This window comes from Morganella morganii, from assembly GCF_019242955.1.
In the GTDB taxonomy this organism is placed as follows: domain Bacteria; phylum Pseudomonadota; class Gammaproteobacteria; order Enterobacterales; family Enterobacteriaceae; genus Morganella; species Morganella sibonii.
Map to the genome: position 1 here is coordinate 700,005 of NZ_CP066129.1, position 16,615 is coordinate 716,619.

General features: G+C 49.8%; 14 protein-coding genes. 11 read left to right on the top strand and 3 right to left on the bottom strand.

Translation table 11 applies throughout. The annotated features are described in order from the left end of the window. Positions 1 to 3: 3 nt before the first annotated feature. Both cbiB and JC793_RS03145 read right to left on the bottom strand, forming a co-directional pair. Entirely contained in the window at positions 4 to 963 is a 960-nt protein-coding gene (gene cbiB, locus JC793_RS03140) for an adenosylcobinamide-phosphate synthase CbiB (protein ID WP_166707034.1), read from the bottom strand. After that, complete coding sequence (locus tag JC793_RS03145) at positions 960 to 2,345, bottom strand: cobyrinic acid a,c-diamide synthase CobB (RefSeq protein ID WP_218427459.1); 1,386 nt, start codon at positions 2,343 to 2,345, stop codon at positions 960 to 962. Before JC793_RS03145 ends, cbiB begins: the two co-directional genes overlap by 4 nt. Positions 2,346 to 3,123: 778 nt before the next feature. Here JC793_RS03145 and cobA point away from each other — a divergent pair. The 11 genes from cobA (at position 3,124) to JC793_RS03200 (ending at position 16,134) form a co-directional block, all read left to right on the top strand. Next, positions 3,124 to 3,909 carry a uroporphyrinogen-III C-methyltransferase gene (cobA, locus tag JC793_RS03150; protein ID WP_046892006.1) on the top strand — a complete coding sequence of 262 codons (786 nt, stop codon included), beginning with the start codon at positions 3,124 to 3,126 and terminating at the stop codon, positions 3,907 to 3,909. Positions 3,910 to 3,984: 75 nt separating this feature from the next. Further along, the gene (gene cobD / locus JC793_RS03155) at positions 3,985 to 5,055 is read left to right on the top strand and encodes a threonine-phosphate decarboxylase CobD (RefSeq protein WP_046892007.1); all 1,071 of its coding nucleotides are present in this window, start codon (positions 3,985 to 3,987) and stop codon (positions 5,053 to 5,055) included. After that, positions 5,048 to 5,908: a GHMP family kinase ATP-binding protein gene (locus tag JC793_RS03160; protein WP_218427461.1), complete on the top strand. Its 861-nt coding sequence runs from the start codon at positions 5,048 to 5,050 to the stop codon at positions 5,906 to 5,908. The genes cobD and JC793_RS03160 overlap by 8 nt, the downstream gene beginning before the upstream one ends. A 1,104-nt stretch (positions 5,909 to 7,012) precedes the next feature. Beyond that, complete coding sequence (locus tag JC793_RS03165) at positions 7,013 to 7,714, top strand: precorrin-2 dehydrogenase/sirohydrochlorin ferrochelatase family protein (RefSeq protein ID WP_247717311.1); 702 nt, start codon at positions 7,013 to 7,015, stop codon at positions 7,712 to 7,714. Between the two features lie 658 nt (positions 7,715 to 8,372). Beyond that, on the top strand, positions 8,373 to 8,813 hold the full coding sequence (gene glmS / locus JC793_RS03170) for a methylaspartate mutase subunit S (RefSeq protein ID WP_046892010.1): 441 nt from the start codon (positions 8,373 to 8,375) through the stop codon (positions 8,811 to 8,813). Continuing rightward, complete coding sequence (gene glmL, locus JC793_RS03175; RefSeq protein WP_218427463.1) at positions 8,813 to 10,204, top strand: methylaspartate mutase accessory protein GlmL; 1,392 nt, start codon at positions 8,813 to 8,815, stop codon at positions 10,202 to 10,204. Before glmS ends, glmL begins: the two co-directional genes overlap by 1 nt. Before the next feature lie 21 nt (positions 10,205 to 10,225). Next, positions 10,226 to 11,671: a methylaspartate mutase subunit E gene (locus tag JC793_RS03180; protein ID WP_107679479.1), complete on the top strand. Its 1,446-nt coding sequence runs from the start codon at positions 10,226 to 10,228 to the stop codon at positions 11,669 to 11,671. Next, complete coding sequence (locus JC793_RS03185) at positions 11,671 to 12,912, top strand: methylaspartate ammonia-lyase (RefSeq protein WP_046892013.1); 1,242 nt, start codon at positions 11,671 to 11,673, stop codon at positions 12,910 to 12,912. Before JC793_RS03180 ends, JC793_RS03185 begins: the two co-directional genes overlap by 1 nt. Positions 12,913 to 12,921: 9 nt before the next feature. Beyond that, entirely contained in the window at positions 12,922 to 14,295 is a 1,374-nt protein-coding gene (locus JC793_RS03190; RefSeq protein ID WP_046892014.1) for an acyclic terpene utilization AtuA family protein, read from the top strand. After that, the gene (locus tag JC793_RS03195; RefSeq protein ID WP_004236121.1) at positions 14,292 to 14,609 is read left to right on the top strand and encodes a DUF4387 domain-containing protein; all 318 of its coding nucleotides are present in this window, start codon (positions 14,292 to 14,294) and stop codon (positions 14,607 to 14,609) included. Before JC793_RS03190 ends, JC793_RS03195 begins: the two co-directional genes overlap by 4 nt. A 232-nt stretch (positions 14,610 to 14,841) precedes the next feature. Beyond that, positions 14,842 to 16,134, top strand: coding sequence for a dicarboxylate/amino acid:cation symporter (locus JC793_RS03200; protein ID WP_166707036.1), 1,293 nt, complete (start codon positions 14,842 to 14,844; stop codon positions 16,132 to 16,134). A 143-nt stretch (positions 16,135 to 16,277) separates the two neighbouring features. Here JC793_RS03200 and nirD read toward each other — a convergent pair whose 3' ends face one another. Then, entirely contained in the window at positions 16,278 to 16,613 is a 336-nt protein-coding gene (gene nirD / locus JC793_RS03205) for a nitrite reductase small subunit NirD (RefSeq protein WP_052927083.1), read from the bottom strand. Positions 16,614 to 16,615: the final 2 nt, after the last annotated feature.

Below are 16,615 nucleotides of genomic sequence, written 5' to 3' on the forward strand. Positions count from 1 at the left end.
CCCTTACAAAATCCACTGTGCCAGAAGATGAATGACGGCAAATAACGCCAGTGCGGCTGAAGAGGCAACCCACATCAGCCGGATGGTTTTGAGAATATCGTCTGCATTGATGTCACGGGTGTCATCGCCGATCCACGGCTTATCGACCAACTGCCCGAAATAGGTATTCGGCCCGCCCAGGCGCACACCCAGCGCCCCGGCGACCGTCGCTTCGGACCAGCCGCTGTTCGGACTGCGGTGATTCGCGTGATCACGTAACCCGGTGCGGTAAGCGTCCCGGTAACGGTATTTCAGAACAAAGGCGGCGAAAGTGAATAAAAGCCAGCTCAGACGCGCCGGGATATAGTTGGCGACATCATCCGCACGGGCGGAAAACATGCCGATATCGCCGTACTTTTCATTTTTATAGCCGACCATGGAATCCAGGGTATTTACGGCCTTATAGGCCATCGCCAGCGGAGCGCCGCCCAGTAATAAGAAGAACAGCGGGGCGATGACACCGTCGGTGGTATTTTCCGCCACGGTTTCGGTCACTGCGCGGGTGATCTGCGGTGGTGTCAGTTCCCGCGTATCGCGCCCGACTATCCATGATAATTTTTCACGGCTCTCTGCAAGGTCATCCGCTTTCAGTGCGTCATACACCCGCATTGCCGCATCCTGAAGACAGCGGGTGGCAAGTGCGGTATATGTCATCCAGACAGTCACGAGCCAGCCGAGACTGGTTTCCAGATAAAACGCCAGCGCCAGCACACCGTAACTCACCGCCCAGGTGCCGCCGGCGATCACTATCCACAAGACGGCTCCGCCCCGGCGCAGTGCCGCGCCACTCTGACAGCGGCGGCGGATCACACTTTCGGTTTTACGGATGGCATTACCAATCCAGCGGATCGGGTGCGGCCAGTGCTCCGGATCACCGAGGCGCCAGTCGAGCAGGAATGCGATCAGCCAGCTGAGTAGTGTCATAACACACTCCGTGCCAGAGCAAACCAGTGATCCAATAACCCCGGGCGCTGGGCAAAATGCACATGCAGATACCCGGCAAAGGTATTACCGGCCTGATAACCGCCGTGCCAGCGTTTGAGGATTTCGCCGTCGCGCTCTTTGACAAATTCAAAAGCAGGCGGCAGATCAGCGACAAAATCAGAATAATGGAACTCATGGCCGCGCAGGCGTTCACCGGTACGGACCAGTGTGGTGTCTGTCAGGGCAGTGCCTTCGCAGTAACCAAAGCGTTTCAGGCGGTTACCCATGGTGCTGTGCCCGGCGATGATACCGGTCATCGGGAAGGTATTGCCGCTGCTGTCTGTCAGTGTTTCACCGAGGTACATCAGTCCGCCGCACTCCGCATAAACAGGAATACCGCGCTGATGTGCCGCCAGCAGCGCTTTCCGCATGGCGGTGTTAGATGAAAGTTTTTCAGCATAGACTTCCGGATAACCGCCGCCGATGTAAATCATATGGCAGGGATCAGGCAGGACGCTGTCATTCAGCGGGCTGAATGTGACAATCTCCGCGCCGCTCTGACGCAGTAAATCGAGATTATCGGGATAATAGAAGTTAAAGGCGGCATCATCCGCCACCGCGACAGTCAGCCCGCGTCCGGCATCCGGAGTAGCCAGCGGCAGCGGCGTACTCTCTGCCGGTGCCTGCCAGTGTGTCAGGGAAAGCAGCTTATCCACATCAACGGTTTTTTCTATCTGATCGGCCAGACGCTGCCAGCGCTCTGTTTGTTGTGCCTGCTCCTGCGGCGGGATCAGTCCCAGATGACGGGAAGGAAGTTCAATATCGTTCATTACCGGCACGTAACCGATTACCGGCACATGGCAGTAGTGTTCAATGGCGTGTTTCAGGAGCTGAAAATGGCTGTCACTGTTAACGCGGTTAATCAGTACCCCGGCGATATTCAGTGACGGATCAAAATGCTGAAATCCCATCACCGTGGCAGCAATAGAAGTGGAAACCGCTTTGCCGTCGACCAGCATAATGACCGGGCAGTCCAGCTGTTTTGCCATCGCAGCAGTGCTGCAATAGTGCGGGTCGGTGCCGAAGCCGTCATACAGTCCCATCACGCCTTCAATCACACCGGCGTCTTTGTCCTGCATATAATGGCGGAATTGCGGGGTCAGAACAGACTCCGGCAGCATAAAGGCATCCAGGTTACGGGAAGGCACGCCGGTGACGGCGGTATGCCAGCTGCTGTCGAGGTAATCCGGACCGACTTTGCAGGGCTGGACCCGCAGTCCGCGTGCACTCAGTGCCCGCATGATCCCGAGGGTGATCGTGGTTTTTCCGCAACCGCTGCTGGTGCCCGCGATCACGAAAACCTGTTTTTGTGCCTTATTCATACGCTACCTTTGACACGGTGTTGTTGCCAAAAAAACGTCCTGAGACCAGGAAAGCAAAAAAGGTTAATCAGATTAACCCGGTTAACTGTCTTTTTATTTTCATGATCATAAGCAGTACAAAATATTGCCGAACTACAACATGAAAATGTTATGATCATTTAATTAACATTGCCGATTTTTGATATAGTAATTTTCTTTCGGCTATTTATATTTGTTTTTAATAAAACATAAAATGCTGTTTTTATATATCTGCTTATTACAGTTTGTGAGTTTCTTCACATAAATACTTGATTTGTGATCAAGATAAATAAAAAGCAACTATTTTATTTTTATAAACATATGCAAATATGTTAATTAAATGATCTTGTTTTTATTATTTGTTAATGATAATTTCTGATATAGAGATTATCTTGTTACGTATAATAACCTGTTTTTATGAGGTAAATGTAAAAAGTTAATCATTTCAGTCTGTTGGAAGTGATTGTTATACTTGATTTTTTTTCATGAACTCTTCCGTTGCGTGAACGTATTATTGGGATGTCAGTCATATATTTTTTTCTGTAATTATTTAATAATGCAAAATATTAAACAGAATTGTTTTTATTACGTATTTATCGTGAATAGATCAAAGAATAAAGTTCGCGGGTAATTAATACTGCTGTACAACGACAAAACATCATTAATAAATAGTGCTTTTTATCGTCACCAGGTATTGTGCATAACTAATAAAATGATGTGATTTTTTCATATTGATTAATCTGATTGATAAGGCAATAAAATGAGCAAAGGTAAAGTATGGCTGGTCGGAGCCGGACCCGGAGATGCATCATTAATTACCGTAAAGGGACTTCACTGTATACGTCATGCCGAAGTGCTGGTGCATGATCGTCTTGTCAATCCTGAGTTGATCGCCTGTGCCCCGGCTGACTGCAGAATTATAAATGTCGGTAAAACGCCGAATCACCATCCGGTGCCGCAGGAAGAAATCAATGCCATTCTGGTAAAATATGCCGCAGAAGGTAAAAATGTGGTGCGCCTGAAAGGCGGTGACCCGTATGTGTTCGGGCGCGGCGGCGAAGAAGCCGAATCCCTGGCGGAGAACGGCCTCGATTTTGAAGTTATCCCCGGCATCAGTTCTTCTATCGGCGGACTGGCATATGCAGGCATTCCGGTCACTCACCGCGATCACGCATCAAGCTTCCATGTGGTTACCGGACATATGTGTCAGGGGAATGAGCCGCAGAACTGGAATGCACTGGCTGCCCTTAACGGCACACTGGTTATCCTGATGGGAATGACCCGTCTGGCTGAAATCAGTCAGTTGCTGATCGACGGCGGAAAATCACCGGATACGCCGGCAGCCGTGGTGATGTATGCCAGCCAGCAGCGTCAGCAGGTGGTCACGGCCACCCTCGCCACATTACCGGAAGAAGCGGCGCGCCATAAATTACATCCGCCGGCGCTGATTGTTGTCGGCAATGTGGTGAATCTGCACCAGATTCTGGCATTTGCCGCCACACAAATTGATATTACGCAGGAAGCGCCATTAGAAGCTGCGTCATAGTGTTATCCTTAAAATAATAAGCATCCGGCTGTATGCAGATGATTCTGTGTGCAGCCCTTACATTTGGAGGAGGCTATGAGCGAACACGGTGGTAATGTGGTAGAGGTGGCTGAGCTCCTCGGGATCTCACCCGCATCTATCTTCGATTTCAGTGCCAATATTAATCCGCTGGGGCCGCCCGAGAGGGTTAAAGCCATCATCCGCGACAATCTGTCTGTTATTGAACGCTACCCGGATATTGAATACCGCTATCTGCATGCCGCACTGGCCCGTGGCGCGGGATGTGAACTCGGGCAGGTCATTGCCGGTAACGGAGAGACGGAACTGATTTACTCACTGGTGCGTCATCTCAATCCGCACTGTGCCTTATTATTAACCCCCGGATTTGCCGAATACCGCAGAGCACTGGAACAACAGGGCTGCGATATCATCGAACACGCCCTGACAGAAGAAAATGATTTTCAGCCGGATGAATCCCTGCTGGCGGATATTGAAGCACGCCGGCCGGACTGCGTCTTTATTGCCACGCCGAATAACCCGACCGGCCTGATGCCGGATACCGCGCTGCTGCACAAACTGGTATCACTGTGCGAATCCCGCCATATTCATCTGATTGTTGATGAAGCCTTTATTGATTTTATGCCGGAAGGATCACCGCTGACAGCACGTCTGCCGGAAACCCGCTACCTTTATCTGTTACGGTCACTGACCAAATTCTTTGCGATCCCGGGTCTGCGTCTCGGCTATCTGCTGTGCGGTGACAGCCATATCATCAGCAATCTGAAAGCCTGGCGTGAGCCGTGGACGATCAACGGCCTGGCGGCGCTGGTGGGTGAGGTGCTGCTGGATGATGAAAACTATATCCGCAAAACTCAGGACTTTATTGCCGCACAGCGGGAGTATCTGTGTAATGAACTGCGGCAGTTCCCGCTGCTGAAAATCCGGCAGCCGGTGGCGAACTATATCTTTATCCGCTGTCTTAACGGTGTGGAACTTCAGTCTGCCCTGCTCAAATATAAGCTGCTGATCCGCCGCTGTCAGAATTACCCGGGACTGGATGGCTCTTACTACCGGATCGCTGTCCGCAGTCAGGCGGAAAACCGTCATCTTATCGGCGCATTAAAACAGGTATTTCAACATGGCTGAGGCACATTGTCCGGCATCCTGCGGAGAGCTGTTGCAGGGATGGATCCTCGGGAGCGAAAAACTGGTTTCCTGTCCCATCAACTGGTACAGCTATGTTTCTGTGGAAGAGGGCGTACCGCTGGGACTGGAACGGCCCCGTATGCGGCAGATGCTCGAACGGGTGCTGAAACATCTGGATATCGTGCCGGAAGCCACCGGTATGCTGCGGATCGAATATGAATCCACCATCCCTGTCGGCAAAGGGCTGGCCAGCAGTACGGCGGATATTGCGGCCACCGCTCAGGCGACCGCGCGTTTTTACGGCCATGAATTATCACCGGAAACCCTTGCGGAACTCTGCGTGGCGGTTGAACCGACAGACAGCACACTGTTTTCCTCCCTGACGCTGTTTGACCACCAGACCGCTCAGACTCAGATATCACTCGGCTGGGCGCCGGATCTGAAACTGCTGCTGCTGGAAAGCCCGGATGTGGTGCTGACCGAGGATTTCCACAAACGTGACCGCCGGGCCACCCTGCTGGCACGGGAACCTCTGCTTGCTCTGGCCTGGAAACAGCTTACCGCTGCCTGTGAGCAGCATGATCCGCAGCGCCTGGGCGAAGCGGCCACTCTGAGCGCCATCGCCAGCCAGGATCTGCTGCCCAAACCCGGTTTCAGCGAACTGCACGCCCTCGCAGATAAAGGAAAGATCTACGGCCTGAATGTCGCACACAGCGGCAGCGTGGCCGGGCTTATCTATGATGACACTCTGCACGACAAAGATTTTATTTATGACTGGATACAGCGGCATCAGCTGGACAGATTCTACCCTCAGGTGCATGAGGTGAGTATGACGCCGGGCGGCGTCCGCTAATACTCATCATCCTTCAGCCTGTGGCTGTGTTGGCTTCGTTCAGCTGACCGGGTCACATACTGGTGTATGCTCCCCGATCATCTTCACTTTGCCGCCTTGCCACAGACCGAATGATTTTGAGTATTCCTATCTGCGTCATTCTTCAATCCGCAGCCGTGTTGGCTGCACTCAATAAACCGGGTCACATACTGATGTATGCTCCCCGGTTTCTTTCATTCGCCGCCTTGCTGCAAATTGAATAATTTAGCAGATGACCTGCGTGCTGATTTTTCTTCAATCCGCAGCCGTGTTGGCTGCACTCAATAAACCGGGTCACATACTGATGTATGCTCCCCGGTTTCTTTCATTCGCCGCCTTGCTGCAAATTGAATAATTTAGCAGATGACCTGCGTGCTGATTTTTCTTCAATCCGCAGCCGTGTTGGCTGCACTCAATAAACCGGGTCACATACTGATGTATGCTCCCCGGTTTCTTTCGTTTGCCGCCTTGCTGCAAATTGAATAATTTAGCAGATGACTCCTGAGTCACTTTTTATTTAACGTCCTGACACCTGCGAAATGATATTGAATATCCTGAATTTTCATCATGTCAAAGTAAAAGGCAGATAAGCGGCAAAGAAACGAAAAGCATGCGCGTCATGGATGACGCGCCTGAGCGCACAGGGAGGTGTTTACAGCGACTTTTCGTTTTGCCGGTTATCAGCCACGGCCCCGGTGCTGAGTATTTTCCTCTCTTTATTAATAGCAAACGTCCGTGCTGTAAAAGGCTGAGAAACGAAAAGCATGCGCGTCACGGATGACGCGCCTGAGCGCACAGGGAAGTGTTTACAGCGACTTTTCGTTTTGCCGGTTATCAGCCCCGGCCCCGGTGCTGAGTATTTTCCTCTCTTTATTAATAGCAAACGTCCGTACTGTAAAAGGCAAAGAAACGAAAAGCATGCGCGTCACGGATGACGCGCCTGAGCGCACAGGGAAGTGTTTACAGCGACTTTTTGTTTTGCCGGTTATCAACCCCGGCCCCGGTGCTGAGTATTTTCCTCCTTTATTTACCGCGCGGTACCACAAAGTACGCGCCGCTTTGCTGCATCCCGGCAACGGGCAGGATATGATTCAGACAACTGATTCTGACGCTGTCTGCAAAGGAGACTCTATGCTGCGTTATCCGCTGTTTTGTGATTTACAGGGAAAGACCTGCCTGGTTGTGGGGGGAGGGGAAGTCGCCGCTCATAAATGCCGCACGCTGTTACAGGCCGGGGCCCATGTCACCGTCATTGCGCCCGGTTTCCACGGTGATTTCACCGCACTGGCGGAAAATCCTCACCTGACCCTGACAGAAGCTGCCTTTGATGCGGCACTGTGGCCGCAGGCGTGCTGGCTGGTGTTTGCCGCCACCGACTCGCCGGAAATCAATCAGCAGGTGCTGGAACAGGCCAATGCCCGCCACTGCTTCTGCAACGTCACTGACGCGCCGGAAAGCGCCTCATTTATCTCTCCGGCCACTATCGATGTGCCGCCGGTTCAGATTGCGCTGACCTGCGGCGGAAATCCTGTCTATACACAGTTCCTGAAACACCGTGTTATGCAGGCCATTCCGGCGGATGCACCGGTGAAACTCCGCGCCGCCGCACGGCTGCGTGAACAGGTGAAAGCCACCCCGGCCTCCCGGGATGCCAAACGGCTGTTCTGGCAGAAATTCTTTACCGACACCGCCCTGGAACAACTCCTGCCGCTGGAAGATGATGAACTGCTGACAGATTATCTCAATTATCTGCTGGCGCAGTTTACCGAAGAGCACGGAATCCGCTGAAAAAATAAAATCCCGGCACCGTAATAGCGGTTCCGGGGTAATTATGTGAGCTGAATGGCTTATTTCAGTGTCATAATAACAAAAGTAAATCAGCAGAATTATCATATTAATAATAAAGTATTTACTTTTTTGCATCATTTATTTTTTTATTTATCTGTGGCATCTTGTTACATACTTAAATAAGATGCACGTCACACTATTTCGTCATTATTTATCAAAATATATTCATATGGAATATACTATAAAATATAGTTTAAACATTAAAAATTAATTGCTATTTATGTTGACTTTAATAATATAACGATGATCACAAAATCAGGATTGATTTATTTATCATTAGGTTTAAATAATTGTTAATTAAAGTTTTTGTTTGTTGTTTTTAATGGTATTCATTTGATTTTAAAGGGAATTTAAGTGTGATCTGTATCTTGTTTTATCCTCCGCTTAAAACCATTCCGTTTTTGCAAGATATCCTTACTTTATATCAATTGTTTTTAAACTCCCTGAATTGCACATTATCATCAGTGGAAAGTTAAGGAATTAAATAGGGATGAATACCAGATTTGTACTTAGATACTTTCTTAATTAATACCAAGCGGATTTAACCGGTTTTGTTTTAACTTTAATTCCGAATATTCAGTTTATTTAGAGGTATATCATGCAGAAGCCTACCATTGTTATGGGTGTAATTGGTGCCGATTGCCATGCCGTCGGTAACAAAGTTTTAGATCGCGTGTTTTCTCAGCACAATTTTAATGTGATTAACCTGGGTGTCATGGTCAGCCAGGATGAATATATCGATGCTGCCATTGAAACCGGTGCGCAGGCAATCATTGTTTCTTCTATTTACGGTCACGGTGAAGTGGACTGTTTAGGTATGCGTGATCGCTGCATCGAACGTGGTCTGGGTGACATTCTTCTGTATGTCGGCGGCAACCTGGTTATCGGTAAACAGGAACCGGCTGAAATCGAGAAAAAATTCTGTGACATGGGCTTTAACCGTGTGTTCTTCCCGAACACAGATCTGGAATATGTCTGCGATGTCATGAAAAAAGACATTGAAAAAAGCCCGGCACGTAAAGAAGGAATGACCGCGTAATGATCAACGTCTCGATAGATATCGGTTCAACCTGGACAAAAGGTGCCGTGTTCGACGTGGGAAGTGATGATCATATTGAATTAAAAAATTATGCCCTGACCCCCACGACGATAGAGCATCTGGCAGACGGATTTTTCACTGTACTGAATAAAATCCTCAATGTGTCCGATGCACGTCCTTTACTGGAAGCCGGGAAAGTTAACATTAACTATTCCTCTTCCGCCAAAGGCGGGTTAGCGGTAGCGGCACTGGGTCTGGTTCCGACGATAACCCTTGAGTCAGCAAAAGTTACTGCTCACTCAGCGGGCGCAAAAGTGTCTCAGCACTTTGCGTACAAGCTCAACCGGACTGACATCCGCAAACTCGAACAGACACCCCCGGATATTTTCCTGTTCACCGGCGGGACGGATGGCGGAGATGTCGGATACGGATTACAAAACGCGAAAATGCTGGCGGAATCCGATCTGAACTGCTCCATCATTTATGCGGGTAACCGTGATATTCAGGACGATATTGCTGAGATCCTCGGCCATAAAGAACTGACTGTCGTTGATAACATTTTACCAAGTCTGGATAGTCCGAACCCGTTTGATGCGCGTAAAGCTATCTGTGACATCTTTCTGAAGAAGATTGTGAAGGGCAAGGGACTGGACGTCATTGTTGAACAGACCGGCGAAGAGCCGCGTCCGACACCATTCTCTGTCTTTGAGTTAGTACAGCAAATCCGTGACAACGTTCCCGGCTGGGAAGAGTTTGTGCTGATGGATATGGGTGGCGCAACGACGGATATCTATTCGTCCTGCAACAACAGCTTACTGCCGGATACCATTTTACACGGAATTCCGGAGCCGAAAGTGAAGCGGACTGTGGAAGGTGACCTTGGCATGCGTGTTTCGGCGGTGATCGCCGGTGAGGCAGGCCGTGAATTAGCCGAAGCGCAGTTTGTGAATCATCCGGAGCAGCTGGATGCCTTTTACCGCTACACCCGTTACGTCAATGAGCACCCTGATTACCTGCCGCAGACAGACGAAGAACGTGTTTACGACCATCTGTTAGCCGGGATTTGTGTCGCACTGGGGACTGAACGCCATGCGGGCACAAAACAGCAGGTGACCACCTGTGCAGGTACAGTGGATTTGCAGATTGGCCGTGATTTATCACGGGTCAGAAAAATCATCGGTACCGGCGGCTGGTTGTCGCGGCCCGCTGATTTTAACATCAAACAGTATATGCGGTACCGCAAATTCGATAACAAAGGCCGTCAGATTCTGCTGCCGGATGAATTTGAGTACTACCGGGATTCACAAGGGTTACTTCCTCTGTTAGCCAACGTCGCCTGCCGGTATCCGAAAGCAGCAGCTCAGACCGGCGTGCAGATTTTGACCAGATAGCAAGATTATTGGAGCCATTAAATGGAACTGAAGAATAAAAAAATTGCAATCGACGACTTTATGGCCGAGCGCAAAGACGTATTAAAGACCTGGGTGACAGGGAAAGACGTGGAAAACTTTGAAGATGGCGTCAAATATCAGGCGACTATCTCTGAAGATAAAAACTTTGCCAAAAAATTATTCGAAGCTGACCGCGATGGCATCACATTAAGCCAGCCGCGTGCAGGTGTTGCGTTAATCGAAGAGCACATTGAGCTGCTGAAAAAACTGCAGAAAGAGTGTGACCTGCTGCCGACCACTATCGATGCGTATACCCGTCTGAACCGTTATGAAGAAGCGGCTGTCGGTATCCAGAAATCTGTTGAGGCCGGTACCTCTAAACTGAACGGTCTGCCGGTTGTTAACCACGGTGTTGCAGCCTGCCGCCACATCACTGAATCTCTGGATAAACCACTGCAGATCCGTCACGGGACTCCGGATGCACGTCTGCTGTGTGAAATCTCCATGGCGAGTGGTTTCACCAGTTACGAAGGCGGTGGTATCTCTTATAACATCCCTTACGCAAAACGCGTCACCCTGGAAAAATCTATCCGTGACTGGCAGTACTGCGACCGCGTTATCGGTTTATATGAAGAAAACGGTATCCGTATCAACCGCGAACCATTCGGTCCGTTAACCGGTACGCTGATCCCGCCATTTATCTCCCACACTGTGGCTATTATCGAAGGTCTGGTAGCGCTGGAGCAGGGCGTTAAATCCATCACCGTCGGTTACGGTCAGGTCGGTAACTTAGTGCAGGATATCGCGGCAATCCGCTCCCTGCGTGAACTGTCTCATGAATACTTCCGTGCTTACGGCTACGAAGATTATGAACTGAGTACTGTATTCCACCAGTGGATGGGTGGTTTCCCTGAAGATGAATCCCGTGCGGCAGCAGTGATTTCCTGGGGTGCGGCGGTTGCCGGTATGTCCGGTGCAACCAAAGTCATCACCAAATCTCCGCATGAAGCATTCGGTATCCCGACCGCTGAAGCAAACTGCCAGGGTCTGCGTGCCTCTAACCAGATGCTGAACATGGTCCGTGACCAGAAATTCCCGCCGTGCAAAGACGTGGATCTGGAAGTGGAACTGATTAAACGTGAAGTCCGCGCAGTAATGAAGAAAGTCCTTGAACTGGGTAACGGCGATATTGCAGTCGGTACTGTCCGCGCATTCGAAGCCGGTGTTCTGGATATTCCGTTCGCACCTGCGATGTGTAACTCCGGAAAAATGCTGCCTATCCGTGACAACAACGGCGCAATCCGTGTGTTCGATGCAGGCGCGGTTCCGCTGCCGGATGATGTTCTGTCTATGCACCATGATTTCGTTGCCGAGCGTGCCCGCGAAGAGGGTCGTGAAGCTTCATTCCAGATGATTATTGATGATATTAACGCAGTATCTCACAGTAAATTAGTAGGAAGACCATAATGAAAATTAAACAGGCATTGTTCACAGCGGGTAACTCATCCTTCTATTTTGACGACCAGCAGGCTATTAAAGACGGCGCAGGTCACGACGGTTTCGTTTACACCGGTAAGCCGGTCACTCCGGGCTTTACCGCAGTGCGTCAGGCAGGTGAGTGTGTGTCAGTCCAGTTAATCCTGGAAAACGGTTCTGTGGCGATGGGTGACTGTGCCGCGGTTCAGTACTCCGGTGCAGGTGGCCGTGACCCGTTATTCCTGGCGGAAAACTTCATTCCGTTCCTGGAAAAACACATCAAACCGCTGCTGGAAGGCCGTGATGTCAGTGAGTTCCGCAACAACGCTAAGTTCTTCGATGAACTGAAAGTGGAAGGCAAACAACTGCATACCGCTATCCGTTATGGTCTGTCCCAGGCTCTGCTCGACGCCACCGCGCTGGCAAGCAACCGCCTGAAAGCAGAAGTCGTGTGTGACGAATGGCATCTGCCGGTTGTGGCTGACCCAATCCCTCTGTTTGGTCAGAGTGGTGATGACCGCTACAACGCTGTGGACAAAATGATCCTCAAACACGTTGACGTTCTGCCGCACGGCCTTATCAACAACGTGGATGAAAAACTGGGCCGTCAGGGTGAAAAACTGCGCGCTTATGTTGAGTGGCTGGCCAAGCGTATCGTTGAGTTACGCACTGAAGACACTTACAAACCGTCACTGCATATCGACGTTTACGGCACTATCGGTTTAATTTTCGACAAAGATCCGATTCGCTGCGCAGAATATATCGCAAGTCTGCAGGAGCAGGCCGGTGATCTGGAACTGTACATCGAAGGTCCGGTTGATGCGGGTAACAAACCAGACCAGATCCGCCTGATGAAAGGCATTATGGATCACCTGAAAAAACTGGGCTCCAAAGTGAAAATCGTTGCTGACGAATGGTGTAACACCTGTCAGGACATCATCGACTTCACCGATGCCGGCTGCTGCGACATGGTTCAGATCAAAACTCCTGACCTGGGTTCTGTTCACAATATCGCTGACGCGGTGCTGTACTGCCAGAAACACGGTATGGAAGCATACCAGGGCGGTACCTGTAACGAAACCGACGTCAGTGCGCGTACCTGTGTGCATATCGCGATTGCAACACGTCCGATGCGTATGCTGATCAAGCCGGGCATGGGCTTTGATGAAGGCATGAACATCGTTCATAACGAAATGAACCGCACACTGGCTGTACTGAAAGCGAAAGCATAAGGAAGCATTATGTCCAGGACATTTAAAATCCTGTCCCCTACTGCCATCCTGGGGTACGGATTTCCGGAAGAGAGTTTTATGAAGGCGATGGAAGAATCGCCGGATCTTATCGCTGTCGACGCCGGGTCTTCTGACCCGGGTCCTCACTACCTCGGTTCCGGTAAAGCCTTTACCGACCGTGCCGGGGTAAAACGCGACCTGCGCTATATGCTGAAAGCGGGTGTGAAAAACAATATTCCGGTTGTCATCGGTACTGCCGGTGGTTCAGGTGCACAGCCTCATCTGGAATGGTGCCGTGAAATCATTCTGGAACTGGCAAAGGAAGAAGGTCTGTCATTCAAGATGGCCCTGATCCCTGCGGATGTTGAGAAGAAAACCGTTCACGAAGCGCTGGATGCAGGCAAAATCACGCCGCTGGCTTTCGTGCCTGAACTGACGCATGAAGTGATCGACGAAAGTACTTATATCGTTGCTCAGATGGGTGTTGAGCCATTCCAGGAAGCACTGGCCGCCGGTGCTCAGGTGGTACTGGCCGGTCGTGCTTATGACCCTTGCTGCTTCGCGGCTCTGCCGATTATGAAAGGGTTTGACGAAGGTCTGGCACTGCACTGCGGTAAGATTCTGGAGTGTGCTGCAATCGCAGCCACCCCGGGTTCCGGTTCCGACTGTGCGATGGGGATTATCGACGAAACCGGTTTCACCCTGAAAGCATTCAACCCGATCCGTAAATTTACGGACACCTCAGCAGCGGCTCACACCCTGTATGAGAAATCCAACCCGTATGTATTACCGGGACCGGGCGGCGTGCTGGATCTGAAAGAGTGTAAGTTTGAAGATCTGGGTAACGGACAGGTTCGTGTAACCGGTTCACGCCATGTATCAACACCGTATACCGTTAAACTGGAAGCAGCACGTCCGGTCGGTTACCGCACCATCACTATCGCCGGTACGCATGACCCTATCATGATCGCCGGTATGGATAAGATTCTGGTGGAAGTGCGTAAAAGTGTTGAGAAAAACCTCAGCATCGACCCTGATACCGTGAAAATGAATTTCCATCTGTACGGTAAAAACGGTGTGATGGGTGACGCAGAACCTGAAACTGTCACCAAGAGTTATGAGCTGGGTATTTTACTGGATGTTGTTGCTCCGACTCAGGAGCAGGCGGACAGTATCTGTTCCCTGGCACGTTCCACTATGCTGCACTACGGGTATGATGGCCGTATCGCCACCGCGGGCAACTTAGCCTTCCCGTTCTCTCCGTCGGATATCCGTGCCGGTAAAGTGTATGAGTTCTCCATCTATCATCTGATGGAATACACCCCGGATATTAAATTCCAGTTCCGTATGGAGAATGTAACACCTGAAGGAGTGGCGAAATGAAAAAGTCAATTTTAGAATTAGCCAAAGTTGTGCGTTCTAAAAACTCCGGTCCGTATGAAATTGTGATGGATATTTTATTCAAGGATAAAGAAACTTATACCGCGGTAAAAAATTCAAAACAATTTAATAAAGACTTAGTTGCCGGTCTGTATTGTGTGAAACCTGACTTTATCGATAATATTGTCTGGTTTGACCCGGCGAATGCTGTGAAAATTGTAATGCCGAGACATATTGTTTCTGGTGCTGTCGGAGATACCGATGTTTATGGTGCCCAGCAACACGCGCCTTTATTAAAAATGGAATTTGATATTTAACAATATCAGTCATTCAATATCTCATTAGTACGACAACTCGATGTGGCGTACGGGGCTTTCCTGTACTCCGCATCGATTTCAGAAACAGAAATCGTCATTTTTCTCAGTGTGTTGTATAAATTTATTTAATATTTAAAGCCACGGAAGGCTGGGTAAAAATAACTGAAATAAAATTTCAGAGGATATTAAGTAAGTTGAGAATAAATGCGACCCAACACAGAATGGAATTATTATGAAATCGAAGAGTTTAACCACTTGGATAGTCATTGGCCTTATTATCGGTGTGATTGTCGGCTTCAGCTTTAACGAAATGGCATCCGCTGAATTTAATAAGGTCTATGCAAAAGATATCTCTATTATTACTGATATCTTCTTACGACTGATTAAAATGATTATCGCTCCATTGATTATATCAACACTGGTTGTTGGTATTGCGAAAATGGGTGATGCGAAAACGTTAGGTCGTGTTTTCTCTAAAACACTGTTCTTATTTATCTGCGCATCTTTTATCTCAATCCTGTTAGGTCTGGTTATTGTTAACCTGTTCCAGCCGGGCGCAGGTATTAACTTCGTTGCGGATACTGCTGCTGCGGTTGAAGGTATAGTGGAACCTGTTCCTTTCTCCTTCAAAACCTTTATTGCTCATGCGATTCCGACCAGTATCGTTGATGCAATGGCGCGTAACGAAATTCTGCAAATCGTTGTATTCTCAATCTTTATGGGTATCAGCCTCTCCGCTATCGGTGAGAAAGGCCTGCCGATTGTGAATGTGCTGGAATCCCTCGTCAGCCTGATGCTGAAATTAACCGGCTACGTCATGCTGTTTGCTCCGCTGACCGTATTTGCCGCTATCTCCGGTATGATCGCCGAGCGTGGTCTGGGTGTACTGGTCAGTGCCGGTATCTTCATGGGTGAATTCTACTTCACACTGGCGATGCTGTGGGTGATTCTGATTGGTCTGGCTGCTCTGGTTGTCGGTCGTTGTATCTTCCGTCTGACCAAAGGTATCACTGAACCTGCACTGCTGGCATTCACCACATCAAGTTCTGAAGCGGCATTCCCGGGTACCCTGGAAAAACTGGAAGAGTTCGGTGTTTCCAACAAGATCGCCAGCTTCGTACTGCCAATCGGTTATTCCTTTAACCTTGTCGGTTCAATGGCTTACTGTTCTTTCGCAGTTATCTTTATCGCTCAGGCATGTAACATCACCCTGTCTATGGGTGAGCAGGTTACCATGCTGCTGATTCTGATGCTGACATCCAAAGGGATGGCCGGTGTACCGCGTGCGTCTCTGGTGGTTATCGCGGCGACGCTGAACCAGTTCAACATTCCGGAAGCGGGTCTGATTCTGCTGATGGGTGTGGATCCGTTCCTCGACATGGGTCGTTCAGCCACTAACGTGATGAGTAACGCTATCGGTGCTGCAATGGTCGGCCGCTGGGAAGGTGAGCACTACGGTGAAGGCTGCCGCGGAAAACCAAAGTCAGTTATTGAACCTCCGGTGTCACAGGCAACATCAGCCTGACCGGGCGTTCAGAATAAACAAGACAGGCGCGGTACAGGGGATACCGGTACCGCGCAACAATAAAAATCAGTTTTTATGTGTCATGTAATATGTATTAAGCGCAAAATGTCCTCAGTCATTTTGCGCTTTTTTTTGTACGGGGATTATTGCGGTACAGCGGAAACACTCACCGTACCGTCCGTCACCTTAACGGCAAAACGGGCAACGGAATACGCGGCATCTTCGGCGCACAGTCCGTCAGTCAGCCGGAAGCGCTGTTTTTTCAGCGGGCTGACAATCCACAGTTCACCGTCATGTTCCGCAATTAATCCGCGCGACAACACGCTGGCCTGCGCAAAGGGATCGATATTACTCAGGGCGAAAATACGGTCGTCCGGATAAGGACGAAACAGCGCTACCTGAGCATCACCAACCAGTGCACACACGCCGGTTCCGGGAGTGATATCACTGACCTGACAAACGGTTATCCATTGACTCATGA

Bases quoted from the DNA above. Each gene is read 5' to 3' on its own strand.
- JC793_RS03145 (WP_218427459.1), bottom strand. From the start codon at position 2,345: ATGAATAAGGCACAAAAACAGGTTTTCGTGATCGCGGGCACCAGCAGC.
- JC793_RS03160 (WP_218427461.1), top strand. From the start codon at position 5,048: ATGGCTGAGGCACATTGTCCGGCATCCTGCGGAGAGCTGTTGCAGGGA.
- nirD (WP_052927083.1), bottom strand. From the start codon at position 16,613: ATGAGTCAATGGATAACCGTTTGTCAGGTCAGTGATATCACTCCCGGA.
- JC793_RS03190 (WP_046892014.1), top strand. From the start codon at position 12,922: ATGTCCAGGACATTTAAAATCCTGTCCCCTACTGCCATCCTGGGGTAC.
- JC793_RS03165 (WP_247717311.1), top strand. From the start codon at position 7,013: ATGATTCAGACAACTGATTCTGACGCTGTCTGCAAAGGAGACTCTATG.
- cbiB (WP_166707034.1), bottom strand. From the start codon at position 963: ATGACACTACTCAGCTGGCTGATCGCATTCCTGCTCGACTGGCGCCTC.
- cobA (WP_046892006.1), top strand. From the start codon at position 3,124: ATGAGCAAAGGTAAAGTATGGCTGGTCGGAGCCGGACCCGGAGATGCA.
- glmS (WP_046892010.1), top strand. From the start codon at position 8,373: ATGCAGAAGCCTACCATTGTTATGGGTGTAATTGGTGCCGATTGCCAT.
- cobD (WP_046892007.1), top strand. From the start codon at position 3,985: ATGAGCGAACACGGTGGTAATGTGGTAGAGGTGGCTGAGCTCCTCGGG.
- JC793_RS03200 (WP_166707036.1), top strand. From the start codon at position 14,842: ATGAAATCGAAGAGTTTAACCACTTGGATAGTCATTGGCCTTATTATC.
- glmL (WP_218427463.1), top strand. From the start codon at position 8,813: ATGATCAACGTCTCGATAGATATCGGTTCAACCTGGACAAAAGGTGCC.
- JC793_RS03180 (WP_107679479.1), top strand. From the start codon at position 10,226: ATGGAACTGAAGAATAAAAAAATTGCAATCGACGACTTTATGGCCGAG.
- JC793_RS03195 (WP_004236121.1), top strand. From the start codon at position 14,292: ATGAAAAAGTCAATTTTAGAATTAGCCAAAGTTGTGCGTTCTAAAAAC.
- JC793_RS03185 (WP_046892013.1), top strand. From the start codon at position 11,671: ATGAAAATTAAACAGGCATTGTTCACAGCGGGTAACTCATCCTTCTAT.